This window comes from Zophobihabitans entericus (assembly GCF_011745665.1).
Taxonomy (GTDB): domain Bacteria; phylum Pseudomonadota; class Gammaproteobacteria; order Enterobacterales; family Orbaceae; genus Zophobihabitans; species Zophobihabitans entericus.
In genome coordinates this window covers 1,180,686-1,194,211 of record NZ_CP050253.1, presented here as the reverse complement: position 1 = coordinate 1,194,211, position 13,526 = coordinate 1,180,686, and the positions used below count along the sequence as shown (strand labels likewise).

The window sequence follows — 13,526 nt, the reverse complement described above, 5'->3', positions numbered from 1 at the left end:
GTCGGATCCAGACACTAAAAAAGAGAATAATTTCTTAAAAATTTACTTATTCAAAACAAATTTAGTTAACATTTCTGCCACTGCTGACTGATTATGGTTTGCCTGACAAATATAGTTAGCTGCTTGTTTTACCTCAGCTGTACCATTTTGTACACTAACACCTAAACCAGCAAATTTGATCATCGCAATATCATTGCTGTTATCACCTATTGCTATAATCTGTTCTACCGGAATATTTAATTTCTCTGCCAGTTTCTTAAGTGCTGTCCCTTTACTCACGCCTTTTTGATTGAATTCAATATAACGATTGGCGGAATAACTAATAGTATATTGACTGGCAATATCCTCAGATAAGCTTGCTTCAAGCTGTTTTAAATAATCCATATTCAGATTATAAAAAAGCACCTTAATAATTTGTACATCACTCAAAAAGTCAATATTCGCTTCAGTCAGTTCAATATAGCCATCAAGTCGTCCGGTAACGTACTCTTTTTCGGCTGCGTCCATACGGTAAACATACACATCATTTAGTGTATAGATATGCATACCTACGTCATAATTTGTACCCAAAGCAACAATCTCTTTTGCTTGCAGGAAAGAGATACCGTTCACTTCTAAAATGGTATTTTCAAAGTTTTCTGTGATGACGCCACCATTAAATGAGATCACATATTCATGTTTCAGGTTATGCAGATTCAATGTTTTTAGAGCGTTTTGCATAGTAGGAAAGCCCCTGCCACTGGCAAGAACAAACTGCACGCCCAATTCTCTGGCTTTTTGAATGGCTAATTTATTTTGTTCTGAAATCTGTTTATCTTCATTTAACAGGGTTTCATCCATGTCACAGGCAACAAGTTTATACATAATCTATTCTCTGGTTAATTGAAGAAACCCAATATCTGTTAAAAACAATTTTCTAATTTTATCAACGTATTCTCATTTTGTCTTTAATAAACGTCTTTTTACTGCTACTATCTATCAATAGTAAAGTAAAAATATGATGAACCTCAAATAACCTAAAAATAACAACTATTCATATTCCATATTTTTATAAAATTTTATATTATGCAAAGTGTTATATAAAATAGGGAGGTACAAGTATGGTAGGGATAATCCTGGCAAGTCATGGTGATTTTGCTACAGGTATTTTGCAATCAGGCACTATGATTTTTGGGGAGCAACAAAATGTTAAAGCAGTCACGTTGCACCCTGGTGATAGTCCAGATAGTTTAAAAGATAGAATGAAAGAAGCGATAGCAACTTTCGAAAACTCAGAAGAGGTTCTATTTTTAGTTGATCTGTGGGGAGGAACCCCGTTTAATCAGGCAAATGGCTTATGTTTGGAAAATAAGGATAAATGGACTGTCGTATCAGGTCTAAATTTACCTATGCTAATTGAAGCCTATACATCCAGATTATCGATGAATTCAGCTGAAGAAATTGCAGCTGCAATTATAGAACCAGCCCAAGAAGGCATCAACACAACTTCAGCAAAATTCCAGTCAAAAGATAAACACACTAAATCATCTGCCAAAACCATTCCAGCTGGCACAGTTGTTGGAAATGGAAAACTTAACATTGTGCTTGCCAGAGTCGACTCACGATTACTTCATGGTCAAGTTGCAACTGCATGGACACAAGCTACAAGTCCAAACAGAATTATTGTTGTCTCTGATTCTGTTGCCAAAGATGACTTAAGGAAGAAGCTTATTGAACAAGCAGCGCCTCCTGGAGTCAAAGCAAACGTTATACCAATTAAAAAACTGATTGAAATATCAAAAGACCCTCGCTTTGGTAATACTAAAGCTTTACTGCTATTTGAAAATCCTCAAGATGTACTACAAGCAATGGAAGGCGGTGTAGAAATAACCTCACTTAACATTGGTTCAATGGCACATTCTGTCGGTAAAGTAATGGTTAATAAAGTATTATCAATGAATGCTGACGATGTTGCGGTTTTTGAAAAGCTAAAACAAAACAATGTTAAATTCGATGTTCGTAAAGTTCCAAATGATTCCAATAGCAATATGGATGAATTACTGAAAAAAGCGAAAGACGAATTAGCTGAACAAAATAAGTAGTACTAAACTTAAGAGGTTTTATTATGACATTATCTATTATAGCTATAGTTTTAGTTTTAATAGTTGCCTTCCTTGCAGGAATGGAAGGTATTTTGGACCAATTTCAATTTCACCAACCGCTCGTCGCTTGTTCATTAATCGGTTTAGTAACAGGTAATCTGGAAGCTGGCGTTATACTTGGTGGTACATTACAAATGATCGCACTTGGTTGGGCAAACATAGGTGCCGCCGTTGCGCCTGATGCCGCCCTGGCCTCCGTCGCTTCAGCAATTATTCTTGTTCTAGGCGGACAAGGTATTAATGGTGTATCAACTGCTATCGCTGTTGCAATTCCACTAGCTGTTGCTGGGTTATTCTTAACAATGATTGTACGTACTCTAGCTGTTCCTATTGTTCACATGATGGACGCAGCAGCAGAAAAAGGCAATATTGGTCAAATTGAACTGTTACAAATTCTTGCCATTTGTATGCAAGGACTACGCATTGCAATTCCAGCTGGTGCGCTTCTCTTCATCCCTGCAGAAGTTGTACAAAATACTTTAAATTCAATGCCTGAATGGTTAACTACAGGTATGGCAATTGGTGGTGGTATGGTTGTTGCTGTTGGTTATGCAATGGTAATAAATATGATGGCAAACAAAGAAGTATGGCCATTCTTTATCATCGGTTTTGTTGTTGCTGCCATTTCTCAGTTAACATTAATCGCACTTGGTGCTTTAGGTATTGCTTTAGCGCTTATTTACTTAAATCTTTCAGAACGTGGGGGCTCATCAAATGGCGGAGGCCATGGCGATCCACTTGATGATATTCTGAATGATTACTAAGGGCTGGGAGAATTAAAATGGAACAAAAAATTCAATTAACTAAAAAAGATCGTCTGGCTGTTGCATGGCGTTCAACCTTCCTTCAAGGTTCATGGAACTATGAACGTATGCAAAATGGTGGCTGGGTATATGCAATGATCCCTGCTATCAAAAAGTTATATCAAACGAAAGAAGATAGATCTGCAGCACTAAAACGTCACCTGGAGTTTTTTAATACACATCCTTATGTAGCAGCACCTGTTTTAGGTGTTACCCTTGCATTAGAGGAAGAACGTGCTAATGGTGCAGCAGTTGATGATGTTGCAATTCAAGGTGTAAAAGTCGGGATGATGGGACCACTTGCCGGTGTAGGGGATCCTGTGTTCTGGTTTACTGTTCGTCCAATGCTTGGTGCACTTGGTGCATCTTTAGCAATGAGCGGTAACATTATTGGTCCAATTTTATTCTTTGTAATATGGAATATTATCCGTTGGGGCTTTATTTGGTATACCCAGGAATTTGGTTACAAAACCGGTTCTAAAATTACAGATAACTTATCTGGCGGGTTATTACAAAAAATCACCAAAGGTGCATCTATTCTTGGTATGTTTGTTCTGGCGGCCTTGGTACAAAGGTGGGTATCCATCAATTTCAAACCGATTGTATCAACAGTTAAGCTGGATAACGGTGCATTTATTGACTGGAGCTCATTACCTCTTGGTGGTGAAGGAATAAAAAGTGCATTAATACAAATGCAAAGTGGTTTATCCCTAACTCAAGAGAAAGTAACATCATTACAGAATAACCTGGATCAGTTAATTCCAGGCTTAACACCGTTGTTACTAACGTTCCTGTGTATGTGGCTATTACGCAAAAAAGTATCACCAATTATTATAATCCTGGGATTATTTGTTGTTGGTATTGGCGGCCATCTTATTGGGCTTCTGTAACAAAGATCTAAGTAAACTTGCAGGGCATTTGCCCTGCATTTTTTATACATAATATCTTGTCAGTTTTAAATAAATAGTAATAAAACAATCTCTTGATAAAATAATCTTTCAATAAAATTGGAAATTATTTGCATTTATGGAAATAAATAAAAATGGTCCAATCTTTAAATACAAAAGTTGATCTGGTCATTAAAGGCACCATGTTTATTGGATTACCCGAATATGGTCAAATCATGATTGGTGATAAGGCATTTGAATTTTATGAGAACCGAAATCCTCAAAAATATATTCAGGTTCCATGGGAAGAAGTTGAATATGTCACTGCATCTGTTCTATTTGGTGGAAAATGGATCCCTCGTTATGCCATTCAGACAAAACATAATGGAACCTTCACTTTTGCATCAAAAGATCCTAAAAAAGTATTAAGGGCGATTCGCGTCTATATTGATAGCGAAAAAATGGTAAGGTCGTTAGGTTTCTTTGGTGTAATTAAACGCGCCTTTACAAGAAAGAAAAAGGGTAACTAATTTTAGAGATAAATACGCTCTGGAAATAAATATGAATACAACAATCTGGAAACTTCAAAACGAAATCAAAAATTATGACTGGGGAAGCAAAACAGCAATAACAGAATTATTTGATATTGCCAATCCCACCCAAAAGCCACAAGCAGAAATCTGGATGGGAACACATCCAAATGGTTGTTCAGTCGCAATTAATTCATCCAATGAAAGAACTAATCTTGATAGTTTAATCCAATCAGACCCGTTATTTATGCTCGGTGAGAGAACGTATCAACAGTTCCACGGTCTTCCTTACCTGTTCAAAGTTTTAGCTGCGGCAAAACCATTATCAATTCAGGTTCACCCTCAGCAGCATAAAGCAAAACTGGGTTTTGAGCGAGAAAATCAGGCAGGTATTGCGCTTAATGATCCAAAGAGAAATTATAAAGACCCAAATCATAAACCAGAACTGGTATATGCACTCACACCTTATAAAGCAATGAATGCTTTCAGACCGATTGAAGATATCATTGCCGGTTTTGAAAAACTAAATTGCCCGGCACTCTCTGACTTTGTACAAGAATTAAAGCGCCATCCGGGTGCAGAACAACTCAAAGTTTTCTTCCAGACTTTGCTCACCTTACCTAAAGAAACACGCCAAAAAGCTATTGCTCAATTACTGATAAGTATTGAGAAAAAAGATGATGAAGTCACTAGTCTGATTAAAAGCATGGTGTTGGACTATCCTGATGATATTGGCTTATTTATGCCTCTCATCTTAAATGTCATTGAACTTAAACCTGGCCAGGCAATGTATCTGGGCGCAGAAACACCACACGCTTATGTTCAGGGCACAGGGATGGAGATCATGGCTAACTCTGATAACGTATTACGTGCAGGTCTGACACCTAAATATATCGATGTCACTGAACTGATCGACAATACCCGTTTTCACAGTATTCCTCTGGCAAACTTACTGACTAAGCCACAAATAAACCAAAATAAAATCGATTTTCCGGTACCTGTCAGTGATTTTAAATTTGAGATTATCAATAGTGATGAACAGAAACGGACAGAACCGGTAAATAGTCCAGAAATTCTATTCTGCCTTGCCGGACAAGTCACCGTTGAGACGGCAACAGATAGTTTCACTATTAAACCTGGTGAATCACTCTTTATCGCCTTTGGTGCAAAAGAATATCGTTACCAAGGCGTAGGCCAGCTAGCCAGAGCATTTAATTAATTTACCGTTTAAAAATAAAAGCCTGATAACAATATCAGGCTTTTTTATCACACCAGTCAGATTAACTATGAGCAGGCATCAGTATCGGTTTAGTAAAAGATATAGCCAGAGCACCAACTACAGCAACACTTCCCACAATAACGAACGTGAGAGGGAAAGACTGACTCTGTTGCAAAATAACCCCGGTTAATGTTGGACCAATAATACCGGCTAAGTTAGCGATTAAATGAATAAAGCCGCCCACACTACCAATACTCTTGGCTGGAATCGTATCAATCACTGTTGACCAGATACAGGTTCCTGCATTGTACAGTGCATAAACGGTTAAAGTCATCAGCACTACAGCCGGGTAAATAGAGGAAATATTACTAGCATAAATGATGCTGCAAGCAGAAACCAACATACCAGTCACGACCACCTTTTTGCTTGATGACAATGCTTTACCACTTCTGCGGTATAACCAGTCACAAATCAGACCACCAGTCAGTAACCCAATCGCCCCAAATAGCCATGGAATTGCATTTACAAAACCCATGGTTTTGATATCAAGGCCATGTGCACGCACCAGATAAGTCGGGAACCAGGTGATAAAGAAGGATAAAACATAGCTATAAGAAAAGTAACCAAGGGCAATAAACCAAATTGTCGGTTTTTTCAAATAGTAGCTCAGTTTTATTTTGACAGAGTTGTCGATTTTTACTTCTGATGAAGTATCACTGCGAATATAAGCAAGTTCTTGTGCACTGACATCAGGGTGTTGTTCCGGAGTATCTCTGGCAGCACGCAGCCAAAAGAAGATCCAGATAAAGCCAAGTAACATAATCACAACAAATGCAATACGCCAACCTAAAGATAGTGCTAAGAAACCAACAATAGGACCACAAAGAGCACCACCTAAAGGTTGTCCGGAGTTAATAAAACCGGTAGCAAAAGCAGCCTCTTTACGTGGAAACCAGCTTTTGATAGTTTTATTATTTGTAGTACCCAGTGGCCCTTCACCCATACCAAAGAGCACCCGAATAACCACCATCGAAAAGAATCCGGTCACCATGGCGGTTAAACCACAGAATAATGACCAAAGTCCCATTGCTCCTGCCATGGTTTTTCTGGGACCAAACTTATCCGCACAAATTCCACCAACAAAGCAAAATAGCGCGTAACCAAGAAAGAAACTACTAAAAACAATCCCCATCTGAGTCTCTGTCAGATTAAGGTCTTTTTCAATAAATGGAGCCATTACCGATAACGAAGCACGGTCCATATAATTGATGATACCGCCGAAAAACATGACTGTGGCGAGAGACCACCGAACTTTATTTTTAAACATACTATCACCTTATTGTTATTGAAACTTAATGTGTTTTTAATGCTATTGGATAATATGTTGAACTAAAGTTTCTTTATAAATCATGTCCCAATCCCATTTAATACCAAGCCCTGGTTCTTGTGGAGGATAAGCAAAACCGTCTTCAATTTTGACTTTATCTAAAGTAATAGTGTCGAGTTGCGGAATGTACTCTAACCATTTACTGTTCTCGATCGCACAGCACAGTGAAATATGCAGCTCCATTAAGAAGTGCGGACAAACCAGCGTATTAAAGCACTCCGCCATATGCGCCACTTTCAGCCATGGCGTAATACCGCCAATACGGGCCACATCAACCTGAATAATGCTGGCGGCCTGATTTTCTAAGTATTCTTTAAAGTGTTGAATTGAGTAAATCGACTCCCCCACAGCCACAGGAATCGTCGTTGATTCAGCCAGCTGTTTATGAGAGCTAACATCATGTGCCAAAAATGGCTCCTCAATCCATGACAGAACAGTATGTTCAAGTAGTGAAGCACGTTGCTTAGCATCAGACAGTTTCAGTGCCTGATTACAGTCAGTCATAATCACATAATCATCACCCACCGCTTTTCTGACCGCTTCTAAACGCTCAATATCCCGGTTCATATTTGGTGAACCAATTTTAATTTTAGAGCCACAGAAACCTTTGCTCTTCACGTCCAGCGCATCACGTACCAGCTCTTCCGTTGACAGATGCAGCCAGCCACCTTCTGTTGTATAAAGACGCAGTTTAGACTTTGCCCCACCAGCCACTTTATACAGAGGTTGATTCAAACGTTTACATTTAAGATCCCAAAGCGCCGTATCAATTGCCGCTAAAGACAGAGAAGTAATTGCACCAACAGAAGTCGCATGAGTCGAAACCAGCAGGCTTTGCCAGATTTCCTGAATCATCGAGGAGTCGCGTCCGATCAATTTAGGTAAAAGATGATCTTTAAGTAATGCAATAATGGATGAGCCACCAGTACCAATGGTGTAAGTATAACCAACACCTACTTCCCCACTTTCTGTGGTTAACTTCAAAATAGGCGTCTCTTGCGACTCAAAAGATTGCATCGCATCAGTTCTTTTGACTTTTGGTTTTAAATCAACCATTAAAAGTTCAGCTTTAACAATTTTCATCTTCTTTCTCCTGTGATTAATGTATGATAATTACTAGGTATAAAATATAAATACAAATTGTATACAATATTTATACATTAAATTAAACAAGGTAAAGATCAACGACAATTTGATAATTTTGTTAAGCAGATCTCGTTTTAATATTTTATCTGTGAGAAATCAAAAAGAAGGATGTGCGCCTGAATATTCAATTAACGTGAATACAAATAACGCGCTATAATAAGCGGATAATTTAAAAGCCTATGTGTACTAATTACACCGATATAAATATGGTCTAGACATGGAATCTAAGATGAATTCGAATGAAGAAATTTATCAGGAACTGAAAAATAGAATCATTCAAAATGAAATAACTGGCGCAATTTCGGAAAGTGATCTTTGTGCTAAATTTAATATTAGCCGCACGCCGCTAAGGGAAGCAATCTTCCGCCTAATCAATGAAGGCTGGATCGACTACACCAAGAATAAAACTAAAGTAGTTAAGCCAATTACTCTAAAAGAGCTAATTGATATTTTTCAAATCAGAGCTGATATCGAAATTATGCTACTTACCCTCTCCTGGCATAATATTAATACTGCCATTTATCAACAGATAAAACACAATATTCAAATTGGTTTAAAAACGAAAGATATCAATTTGCTGATGAGTTCAGACAATCAATTGCATCATCAACTACTGGAAGATTGTCGTAATGAACTGGTGATTCGTATGTTATCTTTTATTTATGATCGGCTTAGAATGCTCAGAGCAGAAAATCCGCAGGATAATGCTATTTTCTACTCATCTGAAGAACATCTGGCCATTTGTGATGCTATTTTAGAACGTGACTTAGATAAAACTAAACAAGCGATTGAAAACCACGTCAATAACTCGAAAAAGCGCCTGCTTTCAACGTTAAGTTAGATTCCTCGAATACAAAAAAGCCACTTAATTAAGTGGCTTTTTCATTAATCACTAAGAACTATTTATCTGATAAAATTCTTGTCCAGCTTCTGGTCATAATTCTGTCAATTTTTGGCGGCATCACTTGTAAAGAGAACAGTTTTTCCATCACTTCTTGTGGAGGATAGATAGCCGGGTTATTCTTAATTTCATCATTTAAATAAGGACCGGATTCTTTATTAGCATTAGCATAAAACACGTTATTACTAATGTCAGCAATCACTTTTGGCTCCATTAAATAATTAAGAAACTGATAAGCTTCATCTTTATTTTTAGCGTCTTTAGGGATAGCAAACACGTCAAAATAGGCAATTGCGCCCTCTTTTGGAATAAAGTATTTCACATTTACGCCATTACCAGCCTCTTTAGCAGCATTGATACCCTGCATAATATCGCCAGACCAGCCAACCGTTACACAGATATCGCCATTAGCAATATCATTAATAAACTTAGATGAGTGGAAATAGCTAATATAAGGACGTAACTGTAATAGTAAGTCAGTTGCGGCTTTATAGTCATCAGGGTTCTGGCTATTTGGATCTTTCCCTAAATAGTTAAGTACTGTTGGAAATATTTCACTTGGTGTATCTAAAAACGCCACACCACAACTTTCCAGTTTCTTTAAATTTTCAGGTTTAAATACTAAATCCCAGCTATCAACCGGCGCATCATCACCAAGTACCTGACGCACTTTATCAACATTATAGCCAATACCTGTTGTCAGCCACATATAGGGAATCGCATAAGTATTACCTGGATCATGTGCTGATAACATTTTTAATAAATTTTCATCTAAATTACTGTAATTAGGTAATTTACTTTTATCCAAAGGTTCAAAAACGCCGGCTTGTGCTTGACGGTCTAAAAAACTGTCAGAAGGAACGACTAGATCAAATCCTGTTTTACCTGCCATCAGTTTACTTTCTAGCACTTCGTTAGAATCAAACACGTCATAATTGACTTTGATACCTGTTTGTTTTTCGAAGTTACTGATAGTGTCTGGCGCAATATAGGATGACCAGTTATAAATATATAACGTTTTATTTTTGGCTAAAACCATGAAAGGAGTTGTAACGAGTAAAGCAGCAGAAACTGCCTTGAACCATTTATTTAAATTAAACATCCGCACGCCCCTCAGTGTGTGCAAATTGAATAAAATCTACAGTGATTTAATATGGAACCAAAATGGCGTTCTACTAAATACTGTAGACCCCACTTTGCTGGTCAGACAAAGCACGGTAAGCACGAGCCAGATGAACATCTGATGAAGGGAACCACCCTCGTATTACGGCTCTAAGAATATAGCGAAAAACTTATTTTTGCTACTCTTTTTTCACAAAATGAAAAATTAATTTTTTCATTTAAAATCAAATAGTTATTTTAAATATAACAATTAAAAACAATATTTTATTAAAAAATTATTTATTACCAATTTTAATGAATAAATTTAGGGAAATAATCAGCTAAAAGATCATGTTATAAAATAATATGATAAGCAAAATACAATGGAGGCTTTAACAGCTAAAATATATTAATGAGTGCATAAATATAATTTAACTTATTAAATACATTAAATTAATTTTTAAATGTTTAATAAAATCAATTGATTACATAAATTACCTGTCGAAATCTCAACAGGTAATGTTAGTAGATAATTTATTGATAAGCATTATAGACAGGACATACTATTACTTTGGAAAAATCTCATTAGGTGTAAAGAAGTAAGCAATTTCACGCGCAGCAGATTCTGGCGAATCCGAACCGTGAGCTGCGTTTTCTGTCACGCTGTCAGCAAAGTCATAACGGATAGTACCAGCCAGAGCTTTACTTGGATCTGTGGCTCCCATCACTTCACGGTAACGAGTGATGGCATCCTCACCTTCTAACACCTGTACCACAACCGGACCTGACGTCATAAACTTGAGCAGGTTTTCAAAGAACGGTTTACCTTCATGTTCAGCATAAAAACCAGCCGCTTGTTCTCTGGTTAAATGCAGCATCTTCATTGCGACAATATTCAGTCTGGCCTGTTCTAAGCGGAGATTAATCATCCCAATTAATGATTTTCTGACCGCATTAGGTTTAAGAATAGATAGTGTTTGTTGTTTAGTCATCTCTGCATCCTTTTCTCAGGCTAATAAACCTATTCAAATGTAAATTTAATCCGGTCAATCTGACCACTTTCATCTAATAACAACAGATTATGGACGCCCCGCTTAGTTAATGTCAACTCAAGTTTGGCACCTTCCCTAAGTGTATCAATTAACTCGCCATCCAAAAACCACCAGCGAGAACCAAATCCACCCTGGCTGTTAAGGGATAAAGTTAATTCATTGTGTCCTGGTAATGCCCTGACAAATTGATTATTGATGATACCTGTTACAAGCAATTGAGAGTAGTTACTCTCACCAGGTACCGGGCAATCCTGATCCATCTGTGGAATCAATGTACTACGGCGTTCATTTGGCTGAATCCATTTTTCCAGTCCGACTGGCCACAGGGCAATTTGTTTCTCAATAGCTCCGGAACAATCAGCAGCAACGCGCAATCCCTGCTCATTGACCCAGATTTTTAACCAGCCAGCACGATAAGTGGGATTATTTAGTGTACTCACCATATCTAACGTTGGTGGTATCATTTGATTAATCGCCCAGCCACGCTGACTGCGATGGCAATTAGGATCCTCTTTATCCAGTACTTCACCTGACGGCCAGCAGGTCGTCACACTGGAGACTGAATCAGGTTTAGGATCTGTTGGTAACGGACGATATTGATTAAGCTCCCGATTCATCAAAATACCATTAATCTGTTCCAGAATCGGTACCGCGGTGATACGGCCTTGTTGTCCAACAATAGGTGTTCCGTCAGGCCTGCCTACCCATACGCCAATCAGATAGCGAGGATTAACCCCTACCGCCCACGCGTCCCTAAACCCATAACTGGTGCCGGTCTTCCAGCCCAGTGGCACGATGTCAGAGACAGAGCGATTTAATGGCGGTCTGCCATCACCAGACAAAATCCGGCGTACCACCCAGGCAGCGCCTTCTCCCATCAGTTGCTTTTCAATTAACGGATCAGTTGGCATAAATCTGAGTTGTGCTGCTTTGCCGTCACGAGCAAATGCACTATAAGCAGCAACCAGTTGATCCATCTGGCTCGCAGCTCCACCTAAGATATAAGAAAGGTTTGGTTCTCCGCCCGCTGATTGTAAGCGCAGTCCAACCTGATAAAGTTTTGAAGTAAATCGCTTAGCGCCATATATTTCCATCAGCTGAACGGCTGGCAAATTTAAGGAGCGCAGCAGCGACTCTGCTGCACCAACCGGGCCACTAAAACCAGTATCAAAGTTAGAAGGACGGTAATCACTGGCTACACGCGGTATATCCTGTAATAAAGATTCAGAGTGAATTATTCCTTCATCCAGCGCAAAACCATATAAAAAGGGCTTAAGTGTTGAACCCGGCGAACGCCACGCCCGGATCATATCAACCTGCCCAAAACGACCATTATCGTTGAAATCAATTGAACCCACATAACTTTTGACCGTCATATCCGTATGATCAACAACAAGAATGGCCAGTGATGATTTAGCCGGTAGCCGGTTCTTCCAGTTCATGGCGGCATCCTCCAGCGTATACTGCAGTGATGCATCAATTGTAGTACGAATAATTGGCTGACGTGGATATTGCTGGCTCAAACGTCTTGCCAGTAAAGGCGCAAGCTGTGGTGTTTTACGCGGAAAGACCCAGACTTCCTGTTGTGCCACCTGTTCAATAATTTCTGGTGGCCAGATTTCAAATTCTGCCAGTCTGTCCAGCACCTTATCCCGTGCAGCCTGAGCACGCTCAGGATAACGGTCAGGCCTTAAACGACTGGGCGCCTGAGGTAAAACTGCCAGCAGCACAGCTTCACTACGAGTAATTTGACTGGGTGGTTTGCCCAGATAAGACCAGCTGGCAGCACCAATTCCCTCCAGCGTGCCGCCATAAGGGGCTCGGTTGATATATAGCGTCAGAATTTCATCTTTTGAATAATGCCACTCAAGCTGTAGAGTTCTAAATACCTGATGGAGCTTACCCAGTAGCGTCTTATCATGAGGTTCAAGCAGACGAGCAACCTGCATAGATAAGGTACTGCCTCCAGAGACAATTCGCCCCGTTGTCACGTACTGCCACGCAGCACGAACAATAGCAAAAGGATTGATACCAAAATGATGATAGAACCAGCGATCCTCATAGCCAAGCAGCGCTTCAAGATAATAATCAGGGACTTCATCCAGTGTCACAGGATAACGCCAGATACCATGCTCATCAGCAAAACGCCACATCGGAGTACCATTTTCAGCCAGAATAGTTTGCGTGGTTCTTTGTGAGGTCACAGGTAGAGGATAGAGCTTATCAGCCAGTAAAAATGACAGAAATAGCAAAAATGGCGATAGCAACAGCACCAACCATTTTTTCTTCCAGCGCCATATCTTCATTGTTACTTTACTCCAAATGATGACTTTGCTCCAAAAATATATCCGTCATAAAG

The 13,526-nt window shown here is 38.9% G+C and carries 11 protein-coding genes and 2 pseudogenes; 7 read left to right on the top strand and 6 right to left on the bottom strand.

The features are described 5' to 3' along the window. Positions 1–42: 42 nt before the first annotated feature. Positions 43–864 (bottom strand): Cof-type HAD-IIB family hydrolase, encoded by an 822-nt coding sequence (locus tag IPMB12_RS05360; RefSeq protein ID WP_166915668.1) that lies wholly within the window; start codon positions 862–864, stop codon positions 43–45. Between the two features lie 236 nt (positions 865–1,100). Here IPMB12_RS05360 and IPMB12_RS12240 point away from each other — a divergent pair. From IPMB12_RS12240 to manA, 6 genes and pseudogenes are all read left to right on the top strand, one after another. Next, positions 1,101–1,476 (top strand): annotated as a pseudogene (locus IPMB12_RS12240) (PTS sugar transporter subunit IIA); the annotation flags it as partial. A gap of 62 nt (positions 1,477–1,538) precedes the next feature. Beyond that, positions 1,539–2,081: pseudogene (locus IPMB12_RS12235) on the top strand (PTS system mannose/fructose/N-acetylgalactosamine-transporter subunit IIB); the annotation flags it as partial. Positions 2,082–2,104: 23 nt separating this feature from the next. After that, entirely contained in the window at positions 2,105–2,905 is an 801-nt protein-coding gene (locus tag IPMB12_RS05350) for a PTS mannose/fructose/sorbose transporter subunit IIC (RefSeq protein WP_166915663.1), read from the top strand. Between the two features lie 17 nt (positions 2,906–2,922). Next, complete coding sequence (locus IPMB12_RS05345) at positions 2,923–3,834, top strand: PTS system mannose/fructose/sorbose family transporter subunit IID (protein WP_166915661.1); 912 nt, start codon at positions 2,923–2,925, stop codon at positions 3,832–3,834. Between the two features lie 152 nt (positions 3,835–3,986). Then, the gene (locus tag IPMB12_RS05340) at positions 3,987–4,361 is read left to right on the top strand and encodes a DUF956 family protein (RefSeq protein ID WP_166915659.1); all 375 of its coding nucleotides are present in this window, start codon (positions 3,987–3,989) and stop codon (positions 4,359–4,361) included. Between the two features lie 31 nt (positions 4,362–4,392). Then, the gene (gene manA / locus IPMB12_RS05335; protein ID WP_166915657.1) at positions 4,393–5,580 is read left to right on the top strand and encodes a mannose-6-phosphate isomerase, class I; all 1,188 of its coding nucleotides are present in this window, start codon (positions 4,393–4,395) and stop codon (positions 5,578–5,580) included. Positions 5,581–5,641: 61 nt separating this feature from the next. Here the strand turns inward: manA and IPMB12_RS05330 are convergent, their stop codons facing one another. Both IPMB12_RS05330 and IPMB12_RS05325 read right to left on the bottom strand, forming a co-directional pair. Next, positions 5,642–6,907, bottom strand: a complete 1,266-nt coding sequence (locus IPMB12_RS05330) for an MFS transporter (RefSeq protein ID WP_166915655.1) — start codon at positions 6,905–6,907, stop codon at positions 5,642–5,644. A 42-nt stretch (positions 6,908–6,949) separates the two neighbouring features. Further along, positions 6,950–8,050, bottom strand: a complete 1,101-nt coding sequence (locus IPMB12_RS05325; protein WP_166915653.1) for a mandelate racemase/muconate lactonizing enzyme family protein — start codon at positions 8,048–8,050, stop codon at positions 6,950–6,952. A 292-nt stretch (positions 8,051–8,342) separates the two neighbouring features. Between IPMB12_RS05325 and IPMB12_RS05320 the strand changes: the two genes are divergently transcribed. Further along, the gene (locus tag IPMB12_RS05320) at positions 8,343–8,954 is read left to right on the top strand and encodes a GntR family transcriptional regulator (RefSeq protein ID WP_166915651.1); all 612 of its coding nucleotides are present in this window, start codon (positions 8,343–8,345) and stop codon (positions 8,952–8,954) included. A gap of 58 nt (positions 8,955–9,012) precedes the next feature. Here the strand turns inward: IPMB12_RS05320 and IPMB12_RS05315 are convergent, their stop codons facing one another. The 3 genes from IPMB12_RS05315 to pbpC form a co-directional block, all read right to left on the bottom strand. Continuing rightward, a complete protein-coding gene (locus IPMB12_RS05315) occupies positions 9,013–10,116 on the bottom strand; it encodes an extracellular solute-binding protein (RefSeq protein WP_166915649.1) in 1,104 nt (367 codons plus the stop codon). 565 nt (positions 10,117–10,681) lie between these two features. Further along, positions 10,682–11,107, bottom strand: a complete 426-nt coding sequence (gene ndk / locus IPMB12_RS05310) for a nucleoside-diphosphate kinase (protein WP_166915647.1) — start codon at positions 11,105–11,107, stop codon at positions 10,682–10,684. Positions 11,108–11,136: 29 nt separating this feature from the next. Beyond that, positions 11,137–13,473, bottom strand: coding sequence for a peptidoglycan glycosyltransferase PbpC (gene pbpC, locus IPMB12_RS05305; protein ID WP_166915645.1), 2,337 nt, complete (start codon positions 13,471–13,473; stop codon positions 11,137–11,139). Positions 13,474–13,526 lie beyond the last annotated feature (53 nt).